This is a genomic window from Bacillus sp. WC2503, from assembly GCF_052682895.1.
Window position 1 is genome coordinate 984,435 of record NZ_JBQYMD010000001.1, and the last position, 20,568, is coordinate 1,005,002.

At 33.7% G+C, this 20,568-nt stretch carries 22 protein-coding genes; 15 read left to right on the forward strand and 7 right to left on the reverse strand.

Features of this window, described 5'->3' with window-relative positions; translation table 11 throughout:
• Positions 1-65 precede the first annotated feature (65 nt).
• The gene (locus ACUN26_RS05310; RefSeq protein ID WP_000804166.1) at positions 66-1,475 is read left to right on the forward strand and encodes an MATE family efflux transporter; all 1,410 of its coding nucleotides are present in this window, start codon (positions 66-68) and stop codon (positions 1,473-1,475) included.
• A 134-nt stretch (positions 1,476-1,609) separates the two neighbouring features.
• Here the strand turns inward: ACUN26_RS05310 and ACUN26_RS05315 are convergent, their stop codons facing one another.
• Entirely contained in the window at positions 1,610-2,308 is a 699-nt protein-coding gene (locus tag ACUN26_RS05315) for a peptidase E (RefSeq protein ID WP_000762103.1), read from the reverse strand.
• A 392-nt stretch (positions 2,309-2,700) separates the two neighbouring features.
• Between ACUN26_RS05315 and ACUN26_RS05320 the strand changes: the two genes are divergently transcribed.
• From ACUN26_RS05320 to ACUN26_RS05345, 6 genes are all read left to right on the forward strand, one after another.
• Positions 2,701-3,099, forward strand: coding sequence for a DUF3942 family protein (locus ACUN26_RS05320; RefSeq protein WP_000347531.1), 399 nt, complete (start codon positions 2,701-2,703; stop codon positions 3,097-3,099).
• Positions 3,100-3,196: 97 nt separating this feature from the next.
• Positions 3,197-3,613 carry a BlaI/MecI/CopY family transcriptional regulator gene (locus ACUN26_RS05325; protein WP_000495072.1) on the forward strand — a complete coding sequence of 139 codons (417 nt, stop codon included), beginning with the start codon at positions 3,197-3,199 and terminating at the stop codon, positions 3,611-3,613.
• A 1-nt stretch (position 3,614) separates the two neighbouring features.
• Positions 3,615-4,427: a M56 family metallopeptidase gene (locus ACUN26_RS05330; RefSeq protein ID WP_000871944.1), complete on the forward strand. Its 813-nt coding sequence runs from the start codon at positions 3,615-3,617 to the stop codon at positions 4,425-4,427.
• A 54-nt stretch (positions 4,428-4,481) separates the two neighbouring features.
• Positions 4,482-5,195, forward strand: a complete 714-nt coding sequence (ccdA, locus tag ACUN26_RS05335; RefSeq protein WP_000990446.1) for a cytochrome c-type biogenesis protein CcdA — start codon at positions 4,482-4,484, stop codon at positions 5,193-5,195.
• A gap of 19 nt (positions 5,196-5,214) precedes the next feature.
• Positions 5,215-5,769, forward strand: a complete 555-nt coding sequence (locus ACUN26_RS05340) for a TlpA family protein disulfide reductase (protein WP_000733179.1) — start codon at positions 5,215-5,217, stop codon at positions 5,767-5,769.
• A gap of 17 nt (positions 5,770-5,786) precedes the next feature.
• Positions 5,787-6,467: a prolipoprotein diacylglyceryl transferase family protein gene (locus ACUN26_RS05345; protein WP_000454793.1), complete on the forward strand. Its 681-nt coding sequence runs from the start codon at positions 5,787-5,789 to the stop codon at positions 6,465-6,467.
• A 51-nt stretch (positions 6,468-6,518) separates the two neighbouring features.
• Here the strand turns inward: ACUN26_RS05345 and ACUN26_RS05350 are convergent, their stop codons facing one another.
• Positions 6,519-7,064, reverse strand: a complete 546-nt coding sequence (locus tag ACUN26_RS05350) for a helix-turn-helix domain-containing protein (protein WP_000427659.1) — start codon at positions 7,062-7,064, stop codon at positions 6,519-6,521.
• A 149-nt stretch (positions 7,065-7,213) separates the two neighbouring features.
• Here ACUN26_RS05350 and ACUN26_RS05355 point away from each other — a divergent pair, with 149 nt between their 5' ends.
• Together ACUN26_RS05355 and ACUN26_RS05360 are read left to right on the forward strand one after the other, a co-directional pair.
• On the forward strand, positions 7,214-8,548 hold the full coding sequence (locus ACUN26_RS05355) for a D-serine ammonia-lyase (protein WP_000658443.1): 1,335 nt from the start codon (positions 7,214-7,216) through the stop codon (positions 8,546-8,548).
• Positions 8,549-8,706: 158 nt separating this feature from the next.
• Positions 8,707-9,954 carry a DUF445 domain-containing protein gene (locus ACUN26_RS05360; protein ID WP_000058290.1) on the forward strand — a complete coding sequence of 416 codons (1,248 nt, stop codon included), beginning with the start codon at positions 8,707-8,709 and terminating at the stop codon, positions 9,952-9,954.
• 32 nt (positions 9,955-9,986) lie between these two features.
• Here the strand turns inward: ACUN26_RS05360 and exsE are convergent, their stop codons facing one another.
• From exsE to ACUN26_RS05380, 4 genes are read right to left on the reverse strand one after another with little or no spacing between them, the layout of a single operon-like run.
• Positions 9,987-10,943, reverse strand: a complete 957-nt coding sequence (gene exsE, locus ACUN26_RS05365) for an exosporium protein ExsE (RefSeq protein WP_001261438.1) — start codon at positions 10,941-10,943, stop codon at positions 9,987-9,989.
• Positions 10,940-12,010, reverse strand: coding sequence for a hypothetical protein (locus ACUN26_RS05370; RefSeq protein ID WP_001039103.1), 1,071 nt, complete (start codon positions 12,008-12,010; stop codon positions 10,940-10,942). Before ACUN26_RS05370 ends, exsE begins: the two co-directional genes overlap by 4 nt.
• Positions 12,003-12,446: a hypothetical protein gene (locus tag ACUN26_RS05375; protein ID WP_000972343.1), complete on the reverse strand. Its 444-nt coding sequence runs from the start codon at positions 12,444-12,446 to the stop codon at positions 12,003-12,005. The genes ACUN26_RS05370 and ACUN26_RS05375 overlap by 8 nt, the downstream gene beginning before the upstream one ends.
• Complete coding sequence (locus tag ACUN26_RS05380) at positions 12,443-12,988, reverse strand: RNA polymerase sigma factor (protein ID WP_255258374.1); 546 nt, start codon at positions 12,986-12,988, stop codon at positions 12,443-12,445. The genes ACUN26_RS05375 and ACUN26_RS05380 overlap by 4 nt, the downstream gene beginning before the upstream one ends.
• 219 nt (positions 12,989-13,207) lie before the next feature.
• Between ACUN26_RS05380 and ACUN26_RS05385 the strand changes: the two genes are divergently transcribed.
• The 6 genes from ACUN26_RS05385 (at position 13,208) to ACUN26_RS05410 (ending at position 19,643) form a co-directional block, all read left to right on the forward strand.
• Positions 13,208-13,846 carry a response regulator transcription factor gene (locus tag ACUN26_RS05385; protein WP_000694089.1) on the forward strand — a complete coding sequence of 213 codons (639 nt, stop codon included), beginning with the start codon at positions 13,208-13,210 and terminating at the stop codon, positions 13,844-13,846.
• 4 nt (positions 13,847-13,850) lie between these two features.
• On the forward strand, positions 13,851-14,951 hold the full coding sequence (locus tag ACUN26_RS05390) for a sensor histidine kinase (RefSeq protein ID WP_000397635.1): 1,101 nt from the start codon (positions 13,851-13,853) through the stop codon (positions 14,949-14,951).
• A gap of 137 nt (positions 14,952-15,088) precedes the next feature.
• A complete protein-coding gene (locus ACUN26_RS05395; RefSeq protein ID WP_001093803.1) occupies positions 15,089-16,027 on the forward strand; it encodes an ABC transporter ATP-binding protein in 939 nt (312 codons plus the stop codon).
• Between the two features lie 37 nt (positions 16,028-16,064).
• Positions 16,065-17,174 (forward strand): ABC transporter permease, encoded by a 1,110-nt coding sequence (locus ACUN26_RS05400; RefSeq protein ID WP_001020185.1) that lies wholly within the window; start codon positions 16,065-16,067, stop codon positions 17,172-17,174.
• A 1-nt stretch (position 17,175) separates the two neighbouring features.
• Positions 17,176-18,321, forward strand: coding sequence for an ABC transporter permease (locus ACUN26_RS05405; protein WP_000651854.1), 1,146 nt, complete (start codon positions 17,176-17,178; stop codon positions 18,319-18,321).
• Between the two features lie 110 nt (positions 18,322-18,431).
• Entirely contained in the window at positions 18,432-19,643 is a 1,212-nt protein-coding gene (locus tag ACUN26_RS05410; protein ID WP_000591925.1) for a phospholipase D-like domain-containing protein, read from the forward strand.
• 53 nt (positions 19,644-19,696) lie between these two features.
• Here ACUN26_RS05410 and pyrH read toward each other — a convergent pair whose 3' ends face one another.
• Entirely contained in the window at positions 19,697-20,437 is a 741-nt protein-coding gene (pyrH, locus tag ACUN26_RS05415; RefSeq protein WP_001248057.1) for a UMP kinase, read from the reverse strand.
• Positions 20,438-20,568: the final 131 nt, after the last annotated feature.

Genomic DNA, 20,568 nt, shown 5'->3' on the forward strand with positions numbered 1-20,568 from the left:
ATTATAACAACTATACAAAGAGATAGAGATGGAAAAAAGATTTTTAATAAAAGGAGAAATGTAATTTGAAACCACCTACAGATAACAATAAAGAAGGTGTGGAGTCACATAAGTTAGAAAGTGAGAGTAAACCGATTTGGAAATCGATGTCTATGTTTTTAGTACCGTTATTATTAAGTAATGTACTTCAATCAGTTGGACAATTATTTGGTATGGTCGTAGTAGGGAGATGGCTTGGTGTCAATGATTTAGCAGCTATATCAGCATTCTTTCCGTTATTTTTCCTACTCGTTTCATTCGTAATTGGAATTGGGTCGGGTAGTTCTATTTTAATTGGTCAGGCGTTTGGCGCTAAAAATGAAGATCGTTTAAAAGCTATCGTTGGTACGACACTTACATTTACGTTTATTATCGGAGTTGCATTGGCGATAATAGGCAGTATTTTTGCAATGGATATTATGCGTCTAATGGGAACGCCAGAAAATATAATTGAAATAAGTGTACATTATGCAAGAATTTTATTTATATCGATGCCAGTATTATTTTTATATTTTGCATACACAACATTTATGAGAGGGACAGGAGATTCTAAAACGCCATTTTACTTTTTAATTGTAAGTACAGCGCTAAATATGATCTTATTACCAATTCTTATTTTTGGCTGGTTAGGAGCTCCGAAATTAGATGTGTATGGAGCAGCATATGCTTCTGTTATATCGACAGTTATTACGTTTATTGTCATGCTAGTGTATTTAAAGAAGAAAAATCATCCACTACAACTAGATGGAACGGTAAGGAAATACCTTCGAATGGATGGTGAGTTGTTAAAGCTATTGCTACGACTCGGTATTCCAGCGAGTATTAATATGATATTAGTTTCATTATCTGAAATTGCGGTAATCGCGTTTGTAAATCGTTATGGTTCGGATGCAACAGCTGCTTATGGCGTCGTGAATCAAGTTGCCAGTTATGTACAAATGCCAGCCGTTAGCCTTGGCATTACAGTCTCTATTTTTGCGGCACAATCAATTGGTGCAAATCAATTTGATCGATTGCAGAAAGTTGTAAAGGCTGGAATTATTATGAACTATGTTATCGGTGGTATGTTAATATCTCTTATTTACTTGTTCTCAAGAGACATTTTATCACTATTTTTAACGAGTCAAACTACAATTGATATTGCTCATAGTTTAGTTATGATTACATTATGGAGTTATTTAATTTTCGGTCATGCACAAATTATTAGTGCGACAATGCGAGCGAGTGGTACAGTATTATGGCCAACTGTTATTGGTGTTGTATCAATTTGGCTAGTTGAAGTACCAGTAGCATATTATCTTTCTTACCATACAAGCCTTGGAATTGAAGGGATATGGATTGGATACCCAGCAGCATTTATTGTTAGTCTCATATTACAGTATGCATATTATAAGCTTTCATGGCAGAAGAAACGAATTACACGATTAGTTAGTTAAATAGTGAAAATGTCCCTAAGTTATTATACTTAGGGACATTTTTTTGAAGCGTATGTTTATCTCGCAAAAGCCTGATTGATGAGGGCTAATAATTAGTGGGGATGAAGAAAACCCCCACTGATTAAAGTTTCACTTTATAAATAGCTTTTTAAAGTGATATCAAAATGTTGTCTAATAAGTTTTTTATCACTCATATAAAACTCCCACGCTTTTTCTGGTGCACCGATAATTTCAAAGGATTCTTCTGTAATATATAAAGCGCAATCATCTTCTAGTGCAATCCCCTCTATATTACCTTGGTGATTTTGTAAAAAGGAATGAAAAGCATTCATTCTATTTAATTGATTATAATGTGGGCAAAACCTTTTGTTAACAATCCCCCAGCCGTTACTTTCTACATAACCAGAACCTTCATAATCTGATCGGATACTAGATGTGAACCAACACATAGCACCAGCACTATACCCTGCAATGAGTGTTCCTTGCTCGAGAGCCAATAGTAATTTCTCATCTAGTTTATGTTCTTTCCATTGTGTAAGCATTTCAACATAGTTTCCACCACCAAGGTAAATGAAATCGGCTGAATGAATCATCTCATCTATTTCATATTTAGAAGGCATATCGGTTATTGTACGTAAAATTTGTACATCACAATGGAATTGGTTTTCAAACGTGTCTAAAAATAATTTTATATAGCTTTCATCATCATGACTAGCTGTTGGAATGAATAATATTTTTGGGTACTGTTTATTTGTTAATTCTATAAGTCGTTCATTAATATGAAAGTGATTTAAATCTTGTAAATCACCACCACCAATGACAGCTAATTTCATAGTAAAGCACCACCTAATCATTTTTGTTATGTAAAAATTCGATAGAAGAGAGTTACATTCCTTCTCTAATGTAATGAATAAAGAGAAAATACAGTTTAAATATATTGGAATAGTAAAGGGAATGATGATTATATAGAGTGATGAATTAGAAACAGTTTATTGATATATAATATTGCATACTATTGTTTCAAAATATGGAAACAATATGGTTAAATGGATATAACGACTCATTAATTAATATTGAATGAGTGTATATATTTTATAAAGGCGTCGGAAATACTAGGGATTTTACAAACGTATTTTTTACTTTTTATAGGAACTTGTATTACAATATGGTAAAATTATATTAATATATTTATTCGGTATAGAATGAAAAAAGGAGCGTGAAAAAAGTGGATTTTCGATTTGAATTTACAACGAAGTTGAAAGAATACTTAGATGATGAGAAGGATGAAAAAGTAATAAAAGATGGACATAGAGATATAATTTTTCATTATTTATATGCATTAGAGAGTGAAATTGGCGTCGTTAAAAATCCTAACTTTACTTTTTTTGCATCAGGAAGACGTTCACATATAGTATTGGAGAATGTTGAATTTAAAACGGAAGTCAATGTGAAAAGTAATATAATTGAAATTACAAAAATAGTGGATAATGTAGCTATTCCGTTAGACACTATCGTAGCGAAAAATCGGGAATTATTTGCACTTGGGCGTAATGAGAAGTTTAGTGTACAAATATTAGAGCAGTATCTATTTGATACATTTGGAGAGAAGTTAGGTTTACAATGAATGGATATTCATAATTAGTGGATAGCAGTTTATATCATTCGTGTTTGACCTTTCATTTAATTTGTACTACAATCTGTAGTGTGAAAGGAGCCATACTATGTTTACTCAAAATTATAAGTTAAATGAGCAAGGGTTAAATCACTTCTTTGGACCACTTGAAGCGAAAATAATGGAGATTGTTTGGTCCACTGAAGGTATTACCATTAAAGAAGTACAGCAGAAATTAAGTGAAGAATCACCGGTGAACTTTAATACTGTTATGACAGTTATGAACAGGTTAGTAGAGAAACTACACTTAGAAAAACAGACTGTGAGAAGAAGTGGCATATATCATGCTGTACAAACAAAAGAAGAATTCTTATCCAATCAAACGAAGAAAATGACGCAGGAATTAATGGGGGAATTTGGAGATTTAGTTGTAAATCATATGTTAGATGAGTTAGAGCAGGCTGATCCGACTTTACTAAAAAAATTAGAAGATAAATTGAGTCAGTTAAAAAAAGAGGATCGATAAAATGAAATGGCAAATGCGTAAAATCGTATTGTTAGCAGTAATTGTTAGTACTCTCTTTTTTTGTATGTTAACGTATTACGTTACATATCCATTTCTTTTTCAAAATAAGGCGTTCTTTCTTTCAAAGTTTTGCTTGTTTCAGTTAGAAAAACATATGAAAGAACTATCGTTGATTCGTATCATAATAGCTGGATTATTATTACTTACTGTACTGATAGTGTGCAAAAGAGTTTGGCGGCAATTTTTCTATAGTAAAAAATTACAAAAAATACTTGTACCTTTTATTAGAAAAGGAAAACAAATATATATATTACCGACCGAGGAAATTGCAGCATTTACAATTGGATTATTTCGTCCGAAAGTTGTCATGTCAGAAGGGATAATTCACACGTTTTCAGAGGAAGAAATTGATGCGATTGTTTTTCATGAAGAATATCATCAAAACAATCGGGATCCACTAAAATTATTTTGTTTTACGTTATTAGCAGAAGGAATGTTGTACATCCCGATATTAAAAGGGCTGCTACAGCGATACCATACGTATCAAGAGTTAGCAGCAGATAAATATGCGATGCAAAAAATGAAATCCTCATTCGAGTTAGGTAGCGCGTTATTAAAATTAATTAAAATAAAGACAATGGAAAATCGATGTGTGACAGCTTCATTTGCAAAAACAGCAATAAATTTACGAATTGAGCAAGTGTTAAATGAAAAAGTTGTGAAGCTTACTATCCCGTTACATACAAATTCGGTATATGTAACGCTAGGTTTATTCTGTATGTCGATTGTACTTATTGTCGGAGAGTGCATATAGCCTCTTTTTTTAACAATTAACACTACTAGGTGTAGTGTTTTTAGGGGGAATAAAATGAACGCAGCAGATTTAACAATTTGGCTTGTAGCTGGGGCGGGAGTATTGTCATTTATATCGCCATGCTCTTTACCTCTATATCCATCTTATTTATCTTATATTACAGGTGTTTCAATTCAAGATTTAAAAGAGAATCGTGGGATTATGCAAAAATCAGCGATTATACATACCGTATTTTTTATGATTGGATTTTCGGTTATATTTTATGCGTTAGGTTTGTCGGTAAGCTGGATTGGAATAACATTCTCATCTAACCAAAAATTGATTCAACAAATTGGTGGGGTTTTTATTGTTTTGATGGGGTTATTTATGACTGGATTGTTTCAGCCTAAGTGGCTTATGGCAGAGAAAAAGGTGCAGTATAGAAGTAAATCGACTGGATATATTCGTTCGATATTAGTCGGTATGACATATGCAGCGGGATGGACGCCATGTGTTGGGCCGATATTTTCAGCTGTACTCATGCTTGGCGCGACGAATCCTGAAGGGGCACTTCTTTATATTACAGCGTATACTCTTGGGTTTGCGGTTCCATTTTTCGTGATGGCATTCTTTATTGGGAAGGTAAAATGGATTGTTACATATGCCAATGTCATGATGAAAATTGGCGGCGTAATGATGATTGTAACAGGTGTTTTATTGTATACAAATCAAATGACGAAAATTACAGCGTTCTTTATTCGCCTATTTGGTGGATTTACAGGATTTTAAAAAATGAGGAGGAAGAAAAGTGAAGAAACTAATTGCTATTATATTAGTAGGAGCACTCGTTTGGGCGGGTGTTAACTTTTATAATTCAAAGAAAGAAGAAAAGGAAAGAAAAGCGAAACAAGCGGAGTTAAAAGAGAAAGAAGTATTACCACAAATAGGGTTTAAAGCACCAAATATAACATTAAAAGGATTAGATGGAAAGTTGTATTCGCTAAATGATGCGAAGGGAAAACCATATATTATTAATTTTTGGGCATCGTGGTGTGGACCATGTGAAATGGAGGCACCTGACTTAGTTCGTTTTTATGACAAATATAAAAAGGATATTGAAATCTTTGCAGTAAATGCAACTGTTAGTGACCCAGTACAAGAAGCAACTGCATTTGCGGATCGCTATGGATTTGAGTTTCCAGTTCTTCTAGATATGGATGGAGTAGCTGGATTAGATTATAAAGTATTTTCTTTACCAACGACATTTTTTGTTAATAAAGATGGAATTATAGTAGATCATGTACGAGGGGTATTACCTCCAGATCAATTAGAAAAGAAATTTCAAAAATTAATTGAGGGTTAAGAGGGGATTTTGCAGCGATGGAGTGGATCATGAGGTTACAACCCGTATCTCTTATAATTGGAAGTCTATTTGGATTTATGCTGATGAAACGAAAGATGAAGCATCAAAATGTACCGTATGAAAAAATGATGGATGCTGTAACAAATGCGTTTCTTATTATCGTATTTGTATGGAAATTTGCACCGGCAATTTTAAATCCAGTATGGGCTTTTAGGTCGCCATTGCAAGCATTACTAGCTGTAGGAAGCATGCAGCACATTTTAATAGGGGGCATAATTGCGAGTGCATACATTGTTTGGAAAAGTAAAAAGGAGCAATTTTTGCTTCATATTTTACTTGATGCATTGCCTTTTGCATTGTGCGTGAGCAGTATCTTTTATTTTCTATTCCATCGAGAAGTAGGTGTACAAACGACACTACCATGGGGAATGAAAATATATGAATCTAAATTTTTATATCATCCTATTTTCGCATACGAGATCATCCTCGCCCTTTGTGTAATTGGTTTGTTATGGATGAAAAATGAAAGATTAGGAACTGGAAAAAATATAAGTGTTTTTCTAATTTGTGAGGGGACTGCTCATATTGTTATTTCGCTTATTAGTGAACAAAACTCGGTTCTATTTGGCCTGTCAATACAGCAAATACTTAGTTTTTGTGTTATTAGTTTAGGCATTTTGTTCATGCCGAAAAAATAAAAATAGCCATGTACGGAGAGTATCCGTGCGTGGCTATTTTTATTTTATATATTAAAAAATCGGCGGGGTAACAGAAAATAAGACAATTGCATTTTTCTCGAATTGATTTACCCATTTATGCTTTAAATAAGCAGGTATTTTTACACTATCACCAGTTTCTAATGTGTACTCTTCTTCATTTAAATACAATGTAATTGTTCCGTCTAATACAAATGCTAATTCTTCACCTTTATGTTCTAGAATATTATCTGATGAAGAAGTATTTGGGGGAACAGTCATAATTGCTGTTGCTAAATTACCTGTGAAATCAGGCGATAGCATTTCATATGATAAATTATCGATAATCATTTTTTTTCGTTTATGAGAGCGCACGATTAAATCGTCTGTATTTGTTTCTTCAAGTAGAAAACTAAATGTTGGAACATCCAGTGCCTTTGCGAGTACCTTTAACGTTTGAATGGAAGGGTTAGCAGAACCACGCTCAATTTGACTTAACATAGATGGTGTAATTTCAGCCATATTTGCTAGTTGTTTACTAGTTAAACCTTTTTCTTTTCTTTGCTTTTCAATCTTTTTACCAATATCTATATTTTCCATAAAACATTCTCCTTAATGATTATTAAATTATATTTAAATAAATTAAATTAAAATTAACTAAAATGAATAATTTATGTTAAACTATATTAAAATTAATTTAATTATAATTTATTGTATAGCAAGCTACAAGGATATGAGGAGGAAACGGAATGAAGGAAATAGAGGTATTAAAAGCAGAGTATCCATTAGTTAACAAGCTTATTGCAACAGAAGAAATATTTTGGATAAACCCGAATATAGAAAAATATGAAACAGCAATAACAGCTTCACCACTTAATGAAGAAGATGTCAAAGACGCGGAAGAGAGATTAAAGCGTTTTGCACCATATATTGCGAAAGTTTTTCCTGAAACGAAAGAAACGAATGGTATTATAGAATCACCTTTAGTAAAAATACCTTCAATGAAACAGTCTTTAGAGAAAAATTACGGGCAACTTATACTAGGAAAATTACTATTAAAATGTGATAGTCATCTTCCGATATCAGGATCAATTAAAGCTAGGGGCGGGATTTATGAAGTGTTGAAACATGCTGAACAATTAGCTCTGCAGCATGGAATGTTAACAGAGGAAGATAATTATTCTATTTTAGATAGTGACACATGTAGAGAGTTTTTTGCAAAATACTCAATTGCGGTAGGTTCTACAGGTAATTTAGGGCTAAGTATTGGGATTATGAGTGCGAAACTAGGTTTTAACGTAACTGTCCATATGTCAGCAGACGCAAAAGAATGGAAAAAAGATTTATTAAGAAATAAAGGTGTAAATGTTATTGAATATGAAGCTGATTATAGTAAAGCAGTAGAAGAGGGGCGTCAGCAAGCAGATGCAGATCCTAGCTGTTATTTTGTAGATGATGAAAACTCACATGATTTATTTTTAGGATACGCAGTAGCAGCATCTCGTTTACAAAAGCAATTAGAAGAGTTAGAGATTATAGTAGATGAAGAACATCCTTTATTCGTTTATCTTCCGTGTGGAGTAGGTGGGGGACCTGGCGGGGTAGCATTTGGTTTAAAGTTATTGTATAAAAACAACGTCCATTGTTTCTTTGCAGAGCCAACACATTCTCCATGTATGTTACTCGGGTTAATGACAGGACTTCATGATAAAATCGCCGTTCAAGATATCGGGATTGATAATATAACAGACGCGGACGGACTGGCAGTAGGAAGACCGTCTGGATTTGTCGGTAAAACGATAGAACCATTTTTGAACGGAAATTACACAGTAAGTGATGAAGAGTTATATAGATTATTAAAAGAACTGGCTGATAAGGAAAATATTAATTTAGAGCCTTCTGCATTAGCTGGTATGGTTGGGCCAGTGAATGTATGTAAAAATGAAAACGAGTATTTACAAAAGCAACAGTTAACAGAGACGGTGAAAAAAGGTACTCATATTGTGTGGGGAACTGGTGGGAGCATGGTTCCAGAAGATGTGATGAATGGGTATTATAAGAAAGGTTTGGAATTAACAATATAAGAAAAATGAGGCTAGTTGTAGCCTCATTTTTTCATGTACATAAAAATCTTTGTTATTTTCACAATAGTTCTTTATAGTATAGATATGAAGGATTACTAATATCGAATAAATATAACAAAACAGCTTTATTTTACATAATAAGAGGATGTGTGTATACGATGTCATTACAGACTAAATATATAGCGGGTATTTCGCTTGGGGTTATGGGAGTAGGCTTTGCTGCTTCTATCCCTTTTCAAGGAACGATAGCTGGAGAGATTATACAAGGGGGATTTGAAGCTGGATTAGTTGGCGGACTTGCGGATTGGTTCGCGGTTACAGCATTATTTCGTCATCCGATGGGAATCCCAATTCCGCATACAGCTTTGTTACCTAAAAACCGTAAACGAGTAACGAAAGGGCTCATTCATACGTTAGAAAATGAGTGGCTGACGAAAGAAAGTATTACGAATAAAGTAAAAGAAATGCAGTTAGCGCAAATGGTGCTACAAATTGCTGAGAGAGAAATGCAGTCTGATGCTGTGAAAAAGGGAATTGTAACGATTGCTGAGAAAGCGATTGTTTCAATAGATACAGAAAAGTTAGCTGTTATTATTGAAAAAGAACTTAAAACATATTTGCATACAATTAATACGAGTAACATCTTACAAGTGCTTGTTGATCAATTAGTTGTGCAAGAATATGATGAAAAGACACTTGATTACATATTAGTAAAAGTGAAAGATTGGACAGCGCAAGATGAAGCTCGTTACCAGCTTGGAAGCTTAGGTATGAAGGCGATGGAAAACATAAAAGTAGATGGATTCTTACAGTTTACTTTGAAATCGTTTATGAATATTGTAGATGAAGATAAAATTGGCGGCATTTTGCAGAAATTTATTATTAGCAATATTAACAGCTTACAAGATGCAGATAATGGCACAAGACAACTTATCTTATCAAAAATTCGCCAAGAAATTATAAATGTAAAAGAAAATGAAGCTTTACTACAGGAATTAGAAAATTGGAAAGAAAAGTGGATTGCGAATTGGGATGCTACTGACAAAATAAAAGAGATGCTGGAGCAAGTACAACAAAGAGCAGTTACCTTTGTAAACAAAGAAGAATTTGCTGATACATATGTTATTCCATTTTTACAAACGCAAATGAATAAAATAAAAGAAGACGAAGTGACGGTTCAAAAAATAGAAGATTGGTTACAAAAGCAAGTTGTCACACTTGTTGAAAAGAATCATTCGAAAATTGGAAAACTTGTACAAGAAAACCTTGATAAACTAGACGATAAAACATTAATTGAAATGATCGAAAATAACGTCGGTAAAGATTTGCAGTGGATCCGAGTGAACGGGGCTGTTTGCGGATTTATGATTGGCTTAATTTTAGAAGGAATTAAAGCGATTATATGAGAAAAACCTTCCACATTTGTGGAAGGTTTTTCTTATTTTTCGATAACGTTCATATTCAAATTATAAGCTTTCTCAATATTTAATTTGTACGTTCCATTTCCAGTTTTAATCGAATTTTTATACCAATGTTCTCGGTCGATTAATTCTGGATTTTCTTCTGAAGTATTATTTTCTTTTTTCGTTAAATCTTCAACTTGTTCCCAAGGTGTGTTTCCATGTGTTTCTTTTTGATTTGTTACTGCTGTTAAAGATACATCACTCTCTTTTGCAAGATGGACAGACACTCTTGAGCTTTCTTGTACAAACCAATTATTTTGTAATTGACCTGGATAAAGAGATAGTTCGTTATTTGAAGCACGGATTTCCACATTTTTATTTTGCGGAAGAACAAGCGTTGGTTTCACCTGTGGTGCCGAGTTAAATAACGTATGCTGAACAGGTAATGATTTTAATGTGATATGCATCGTTTCTCCAGCCGTTTGAACGGAAAGGAAATCATCTCGTTTTAAATTGAGTTTTTCATTTGCTTTCGTCGTCATTTCATACGTTCCCAAAAGATGAATTTGATTTGTATTATTTCCCTCTATCGTTAGAGGCTGATGTCCTGCATCTACTACGATTTTTTTGATAGATTCAGGTATATCAAGTGGTCCGTCTGGAATATTACTCGTTTGCCTCGTTGTATTCATAGAATGACGAACTTCGTCTAGTAATCCAGTAGATAATAAACAGTAAAAAGCAATTCCAACACTTCCTAAAACGCCGATAAAGAAAATACTAAAAATATCATATTTAATAAATGATTGTTCCTTTTTAGAAAATAGAAGGTATAGTAAAATTTCAGCGCCAAGTATAATAAGTAAAACAGGCCACCATGCTGTTAATGTATCCAATACTTGGGTGCCTTTAATGACTGAAAATAGTAAGAAGCAACCTAATGTAATAATGGAAAGCCCCATTGAGAATGTTCCAACGCGCCATGTTCTCATTCGTTTGTACCACCTTTATTTTCTTTATTTCCAAGTAACAATTTAAAGCCGCCGCCAATTAAAAGGAGAGCAACGATAGACGTTTGGAAATAGCGATAATATAGTTCGCTAAGATGAATATTAAATATAGTTGCAAAATAGTCATTCAAAATAGGAAGGACTGTTTGATCTAATAAATAATAACCACCTAATACAATTAATCCGATACCGATCCATCTTTGATGATTTATAAAATAATCTATGATAGGTTCGTCATTAACACGTTCTTTTCCGTATTTTGCAGTTTGCTGTAACGCATCAAAAAAGCTATAGAACCAAATGATGGGTACTAAAAATAAAAACGCTGAAAGTCTTAATAAGTCGAGTAAATATATGGAAAGTAAAAAGGCTGCCATAAGCTGAAGACCACGGCGCTGTAAGCCTAAATACATATGTCCTGCTCCAGGAAACATTGCTAAAATGGAAGCGAATGTTTTATTTTTCTTTCCTTGTTCTCGATGCTCTTCAAACTCTTCGAAAATAGTACGGTCATCTAGTTGCTCTCCGCGTTCTTTTTTCTGGAGTTGCTGAACAACATCGAAGAAATTATAAATCCATAAAACAGGTAACGTTACGAGAAAGATAAGGAAACTTTCTTGAGATGTTAAAAGGGCAACGAAAATGATCATACTTCCAATTCCTGTACAAGCTACTAAAAATGTAAGTCCACGTTGCATAAGTCCTAATTGAAAATGACCAAGTCCAGGGATAATTGATAGAAGAATGATATAAAATCGTTCGCTCTCTTTAGAGGACTCTGTAAATTCTCCGGCCGCTTGTTTTTTCGATTGATTAATAATAGTGATAACTAAATCTAATAAATTGATCGCCCATAACACGACTAGTAAAAATAGAGAAAGAAAAGCAATATCACGCTCTCCTAATGCTATTGTGCAAAATGCTGCAAAGATAAATAGAAATACAGCCCCTCCGCTATATAAAATAAATCGTCCAAACTTCTTTAAATATAAATGTCCAAGCCCAGGAATTAGCCCTAATACAAGTGCTAAAAAGGGGTTTTTATTCATGCTTTGAACCTCCGTCCTTTGTTGATGTGTCTACCGATTTGTTTACAATTTGTTGTGAGATAGAAGACTCGTTATGTTTTGAAGATTTCTCGAAATTTGATGTCGCTGTAAAAATATATTGGAATAAACCACTTACCATAAAAATAATTGTAGCCGCAGTCGCAATTATGTAGTGAATAATTGTGCGTTTTAGTGAGTTTGTTTTTATATATTCATTAGACTGTAGTGTTTCAAAATTAATTTGCGTCATAACTTCGTTCGTAAATGAATCATCATTTATCATTGGAAGGTTTTCATGTTGTTCATCAATACTTTCCATATAAAGTGCTAAACAATAATCACATTCAAAAAGATGTTCTTCCATAGATTCACGTTCATTGCTTTCTATAAAATCTAATGTATAATTGCGCCAATCTTCTTTTGAATAATGCATCATAGAAACTCTTCCTCCTTCCAATGTTTTTTAATCCATTTTCTTGCCCGATACAGTTTCATTTCGACTGTTTTCACTTCGATGTTTTCCTGCAAAGCAATTTCTTGATAACTTTTTTCTTCTAAATAATGCGAGAGAACGACATCACGGTAATTTTCAGGAAGTTCTCTTAGTTTTTGAGCAATGAGTAATTTTTGCTCTTTCGTCAATAGTAAAGCTTCAATGTTATGAGAGGATTTTATATTTTCCTCAGTTTCTTTACATAAGGAGAGTTCTTCGTGTTCTCTAGCTTTCTTCCTTTTATAATCAATAGCGTGATTGGTGGCAATACGCGCCATCCACGTTTTTAATCCGCGAAATTGATAATTTGGGAGAGAGGCGTGAATTTTTACGAATACTTCTTGTGTAACATCTTTCGCATCTTCTTCATGTCTTAAAATAGAAAAGATAACTTGAAAAATATAATGACGATACGTTTGTACAAGGATACGAAAAGCATGTTCGCTTCCTTGCTGTGCTTTTTCAATTAATTGTTTTTCCTCAATGGGTCTCTCCCTCCTTTTTGACGCATTCTATTATATAGACGTAAGAAATGATAAGTCACCCTACACATGTTGTAAAAAAAGAATAATATATTTTTAGAAAGGAGGCTATATGAAAAAGGTGTGAAAAAATGGTAAAAAGGAGTATATAATGAGCAAAGAGGAAATGTTACGCGGAGAAAGGATGTGAATGTTAGTAGGAGGACGTCCATACTAACAAACATGAAAATTAAAATATTAATAGCAGATGATAATTCTTTTATTAGAGAAGGCATGAAAATTATTTTAAATACATACGAAGAGTTTGAAGTGTTAGATACTGTAAATGATGGAAAAGAAGCTGTAGCATATTGTAAGAAACATGAAGTCGATATTGTGCTTTTAGATGTCCGCATGCCAAACATGAACGGGGTAGAGGCGACAAAGTTAATTTGTGAAGAGACGAAAACGAAGCCGCTTATTTTAACGACGTTTGATGATGATGAATATATATTGGACGCAGTAAAAAACGGAGCAAAAGGTTATTTATTAAAAAATAATGATCCGGAACGTATTCGTGATGCGATAAAAGGAGTGTATAACGGTCAAACTGTTATGCAAGATGTAGTACTTGATAAAATTAAATCTAATTTAATGGAAAGTAAAGAGGAAGAATGTAAAATAGATAAGAGTCTTTTTACAGAAAGGGAGCTTAGTATTATCGCATTAATTGCGAAAGGTTTCTCGAATAAAGAAATTTCAAAGCAGCTTTTCATATCAGAGGGAACAATCGCAAATTATATTACATCGGTTTTAGGGAAAACTGGACTAGAACATCGCACACAAATTGCGATTTATTACTTAACAGGGAAAGTAGATTAATGATATGGAATTTTGGTTAATTGTAAGTAAATTAATTGTTTTTATATATATTGTGTTTAGTTACATTTATTTAAATGTCGCGAACTTACCATGGATTATATTTACTTTGCTTTTATATCTTTCTGTAAACGTACTGATTTCTATATTTAAAAAAGATACGTACAAAAACATATTAACTTCTGTGTCAATTGGCGTAGTTATGTTATTTACATGGAAGATTCATCCGCTTTTTATTTTGTTTTTACCATTGAATTTATATGAACTTGTATTTCGATATATAGAGAAGAAATGGCAGCTCTTTATCGTTATGATGATTCCTATTATCTTTACAGATGAAAGTATTCGAATGACATATGGATTAATTGTTGCATTTTCTTTCATTGTATTAACTATGGCAGAACGGTATATATCGCGTGTATTAAAGCTTGAATCACAAAATGATAAGATGCGAAAAGATATGCAGCGGCTGACGAAAAGCTTACATGAAAATAAAGAGTACATAAAGCAATCAGAATACACATTTAAGTTAGAAGAGAGAAACCGGCTATCACAAGAAATTCATGATAAAATTGGCCACTCGATGACGGGTGCACTAATTCAAATGGAAGCAGCAAAGAGGTTAATGGAAATAGATAAAGAAAAATCTGCCGAGTTATTACAAAATGCAATTCACATTTCAAAAGATGGAATTGAAAGTATTCGCATTACATTAAAAAATATGAAGCCACCAACTGAGCAAATTGGTATCCATCGTATGAAATTATTCATAGAGGAATTTGCCGGTAAGCATGATGTAAATATTCCTTTCGTATATAAAGGTAACTTAGATATGATTTCTCCTATTCAGTGGAAAATTATCGGTGAAAATGTTACAGAGGCACTTACAAACGCAATGAAATATGCTGATGCGACAGTCATTTCCATAGATATTCATGTACTTAACAAGATGGTGAAAGTACAAGTGAAGGATAACGGAAAAGGTGCAGCTCTCGTTAAGAAAGGTCTCGGAATTATGGGGATGGAGGAGCGAACGGCATCAGTAAACGGAAAAATTATTGTAGATGGGACAAGTGGTTTTTCAGTAACAATGTTGCTGCCGATATAAAAGAATGGGACGAAGATGAATCATCTCATATGAAAAAAGTGAATAATCTCATGTGAAAAGAATGAACTTCTGCACTGAGCAGGTTCATTTTTTTTGTTTATAATAAATAGCAGAGAAACCGAAATAGGGGTGAAATGATGAATACATTAGAAATTAAAAATTTAACGAAAAAATTTGGTGATTTCATCGCAGTTGATAATATGTCTTTATCTATTAAAGAAGGAGAGATATTTGGATTTTTAGGATCAAATGGTGCTGGTAAAAGTACAACGATAAATATGATTGCTGGGTTGTTAAGAAGTAATGAAGGTGAAATTAGCATATTAGGAAAAAATATAAAGAAGCATAATCGGTTTGCGAAGATGAATATTGGTATCGTTCCGCAAGATATTGCAATTTATGAAGAGTTAAATGCCTATGAAAATGTGAAATTCTTTGCTGGACTTTACGGGTTAAGAGGAGCTGAATTAAAAGCGAGAGTAGAGGAAGCACTTCAATTTGTGGGGCTTAGTGATAAACATAAAAATTACCCGAAAAACTTTTCTGGCGGGATGAAACGAAGACTGAATATCGCTTGTGCGATCGCTCATAGACCGAAGTTAATTATTATGGATGAGCCGACAGTTGGAATTGATCCACAGTCAAGAAACTATATTCTCCAGTCTGTTCGAAAATTAAATGAAATGGGAAGTACCATTATTTACACGAGCCACTACATGGAAGAAGTAGAAGAGATTTGTACGAAAATAGCAATTGTAGATCACGGTAAAGTGATTGCAGAAGGAACGAAAGAACAGTTAAAAGCAATTATTACCGACACGAAAGATATTTGGATTGAAGTAAAGTCGGTAGAAAAATTAGATGTAGAGCAGTTAAAAGAGATAAACGGTGTGAAAGCTGTTCAAATTGAAGAGAACGTAATTAAAGTAAACTCGGATGCAGGATTAAACAATTTAAATAAAATTATTCAGCATTTCATTAATCATGACATTGAAATCCGTTCGTTAGAGGAACAGGCTCCAAACTTAGAAACAGTATTCCTTACGTTGACTGGAAGAAACTTACGAGATAAATAAAAGGTAAATGAAGAAAAGGTAAAGGGAGGTTCATCAATTGAACATCTTCAATATTGCAGTTATGCATATTAAAAGAGATTTCAGGGACGTAAGAACTTTAGTTTTTATGTTAGCATTTCCTATTGTGCTTATGCTTGTGCTAGGGACAGCGTTAACGAATGCATTTAATAGTGATAGTCAATCGATTAAGGATATACAAGTGCTATATAAAGATGAAGCGAGTAGCACATTTTCTCAATCGTTTGAAGCATTTACGAAAGAAGTCGATAAATCGGGTATTCATTTTAAAAAAGCTTCTGAAGGTATAGATGGGAAAGAGGCAGTGAAGCAAAATAAATATGCTGCTTATGTAGAATTAAATAAAGATGGTGCAAAGTTTTACGGAAGTGACAAAAGTAGTATTGAGGGAAGTATTGTGGAAGGTATGCTTACAACATTTGTTGATAAGTACAATGTAGCAACCGAAGTGGCAAAAGTAGATCCTAGTAAGGTGAGCGCAGTTATTTCAAATGGGAATCATAATGATTATATAAAAGAAACATCTTTACAAGCTGCGAAAAAGCCAGGTTCTATGGATTACTATGCGGTTGTAATGACGACGATGATCGCACTATATGCTGGGATGGGAGCGAGTTCTTTAATTCGAGGAGAACGAATACGTAAAACAGGAGATCGTCTCATTGCTGCGCCTATAAGTAAGGCTGAAATATTCATTGGAAAAGTACTTGGTAGCCTAGTAGCAAACGCCCTTTGCGTATTACTTGTCATGTTATTTAGCAAATTTGTATTTCAAGCGAATTGGGGCGACCATCTTGGAATTATATTTATTATTTTGTTAACACAAGTCTTTCTAGCAATTAGCTTCGGTTTAGGGATCGGGTATATTACGAAAACAGCTGAATCATCGAGAGCAATTATTCTTGTTGTTATACAGTTAGCTTCTATTTTTGGTGGTGCATACTTCGTAGTAGAAGAAAATTTCGTTACGAACTTATCACCATTAACGTGGGCAAACACAGCTGTCATGAAAATTATTTATGCAAACGATGTAGGAGCGGCACTGCCGGTAATATGTTTAAATCTTGGGATTTCAGCACTCTTTTTATTAATTGCAATTATTGCATTACGTAGACGGGAGGGGCTATAGTATGAAAGATATTTTATGGCTCATACAAAAAACACTATCTGTCCTTTTGAAAAATAAAAAAGGATTATTCATTATTATTAGTTTGCCGATAATCGGAACGCTCATCTCTTTTTCGATATACGGAAATGCGGGGCAAGGTACGTTAAATATCGGGATTGTAAATAAAGAAAATGAGCCGATAGCAAATGATACGATAAAGTTTTTAGAAGGATTAAATCATGTGAAAGTGAGTAAGGTTAAGGAGTCGGAAGTAGAAGATAAACTCACTTCCAAAAAACTTGATGGAGTTATTACATTACATTCTGGTTTTTCAAAAAGTGTTCGAGAAGGGAAACCTAATCATATCGAGATTGCATCGATTAAAGGTGATCAAGTAACAGCATTTATAAAATCATATTTATATAACTATATTGATAATGTAGCAGCTATTAGTAAAGTAGCAGGAACAGATCAAAGTACATTTGATAGTATGTACGCAGGGTATCAAAAAAGTTCATTTAAAATGAAAACTGAGACGCTAGAAGATACTTCGAAAAATAAAGATATGACAAACCAAACGATGGGTTACCTTATTATGTTTATGCTGTTTTCAGCAGTGAACTTATCAGGATTTATTTTAAAAGAAAAAGAGAATAGAACGTATTTTAGATTATTATCAACACCAATTGATGGAAAGAAATTTATATTGTCCAACGTCGCGGTAAATATGATGATACTAACATTGCAAAGTGTCATTGCAGTATTATTTATGACGAATGTTTTTCATACAAATATTAATATGCCTTTCATAGTAATGATTGGTGTGCTTATGATATTCGCTTTAATTGCAATTGGTTTATCATTAGTCATTGTGTCTTTTTCAAAAAGTTCGGCTGCTTCAAATGCAATGCAAAATCTAGTGATAGTACCAACATGTTTGCTTGCTGGATGTTATTTTCCATATGACATTATGCCAAAAGCGGTACAAAAAGTAGCTGATTTCCTACCGCAGCGCTGGTTACTAGATACGATAGCAAAACTACAGCAAGGTATTCCATTCTCTGAGTTGTATTTGAATATTTTAATCTTATTCGCCTTCGCAATAGCATTTTTCTTAATTGCAATTTATAAGTTTGGAAGAAATAATGATGCGAGGAATTTTGTTTAATGTGAAATGGGTGTGACGTTAAGTCGCATCCTTTTTTGTATGAAGCATGAAATCTAAACTTGAATGACAAAATAGAAGGGTGGAAAGAAAATGATCGGAAGGAAATCAAAATGATTAAAAAAATATTACGAGTTACTTCTATTATTATTGCTATTTTCGTTTTTATTTTAATTTGGATGCATATCGATGTTACCCTAGGTAGGAAAATGGAAGCTGGGAAAAACATGCCGACAGAGTATACACCTCATTATAGTGACTTTCAATTATATGTAGAAGGGAAGTCATTATATGAGCAGCTATTTGAAGATATTAAAAAAGCGAAAAGCTCCATCTACACTTATTTTTTCATTTTGTCGGATGATAAAAGTAGTCATATTTTTTTAAACTTATTAAAAGAGAAGGCGAAAGAAGGAGTAAACGTCTATTTATCGGTTGATCGCATTAATGATTTATCATTTGAAAGAAAGATGAAAAATGAATTGCAGGAAAGTGGTGTGCATTTTACATATAGTAGAAAACCTGAATTACCATTCGGGTTTTATTCTCTTCATCATCGTAATCATCGCCGTATTACGACGATTGATGGGGAGATTGGCTATACAGGCGGATTTAATATAGGAGATGAGTACTTAGGGAAAGATAAGCGATTTGGATATTGGCGTGATTATCATGTACGGCTTAAAGGAGAAGGAGCAAAAGATTTAGAACAGCAATTCGCTTTAGATTGGAAACGAGATACGAAAGAAGATATAAAGAGGAGTACGAATAAAGCTAGTAAAGGGAATACATTACATACTATGACTAGTTACAATGGGCATTACGTTGCTGAAAAATATATAGAGCTCATAAAACAAGCTCAACACTCCATTGTAATTGCAACGCCGTATTTTATAGCAAAAAATAAAGAATCCATGAATGCTTTAATCGCAGCACAAAAGCGTGGTGTTACAGTAAAAATACTTTGGTCATATAAACCAGATCTACCTCTTATAAAAGAAGCGGCGTATCCATACATACGTCAAGCTGTTAATAATGGGATTACTGTATATGGGTATAAAAAAGGAATGTTTCATGGGAAGTTAATGTTAATTGATAATGAATTAACTGTTATCGGTACAACGAACTTTACTGCACGTAGCTTCTATATTAATGATGAGATGAATTTGTATATTCATGGTGGATCTATCGTCTCAGAAGTGAATGAGGCGTTAACGCAAGATTTTCATGATTCGAAAGAAATGACGAAAGAATTTTTTGAGAAGTTATCATTTTGGGAGCGTTGTAAGGAGAAGTTGGGGGGATTGGCTGATTTTTATTTATAAAGGTTAATGAAAAGGGTGTCTTTTATAGACACCCTTTTCATGAGAAATAACTATTATTCATGCACAAGCATCGAAACATCATCATTAATCAACGTCCCCACATGTTCCCCTAAACATATTTTCTTCATCACCCCAGGCTCATCGAAGTTAAAGACATGTGCTGGTAAATTGTAGTCCCGAGCAAGCAATAAAGCGGCTTGGTCCATGACTTGTATGTTTTGTCTAACAACATCGTTATAGTTCAGCTTTCGATACATTTTCGCTGATTTGTTATGTTTTGGGTCACTTGTAAAGACACCGTCTACTCCTTGTTTTGCGACTAATATGGCGTCACTATTCATTTCGATTGCTCTCTGTACACTTGGGTAATCTGTCGTAACGAAAGGTTGCCCGTTACCGCCTCCAAAAATAACGACATAACCGTTATCTAAATGATGGACTGCACGCAAGCGAATATATGGTTCAGCTACTGCGTTAAAAGGGATGGAAGTCATAACGCGTACTTCTTTATTTGTTTTACTAGTTAAAACACCGCGGAGCATTAAGCTATTAATGATCGTACCTAACGTACCGATATTATCAGCTTCTACACGATCAATTCCCCATTCTTCAGCTAGATGACCTCTGAAAATGTTACCGCCACCGATAACGATGGATACTTCGATACCTAAATCAACAATGGATAAAATTTCGTTTGCGATATGTTCTAATCGTTTGGAGTTAAAGCTATTTCCAGTTTGATCGGCAAGAGCGCCGCCGCTTAGTTTTATTAAAACTCTTTTATATGGCCTCATAACAATTCCCCCTATATAGATCGCAATAAAAAAGGAACAAAGGCGAATGCCTTTGTTCCTTTTTAAGAAAATGAAAAAGAAAAGAAGAAGATAGGACGAATTGCTTTGTGTAGTTTTTCATACTATCCACT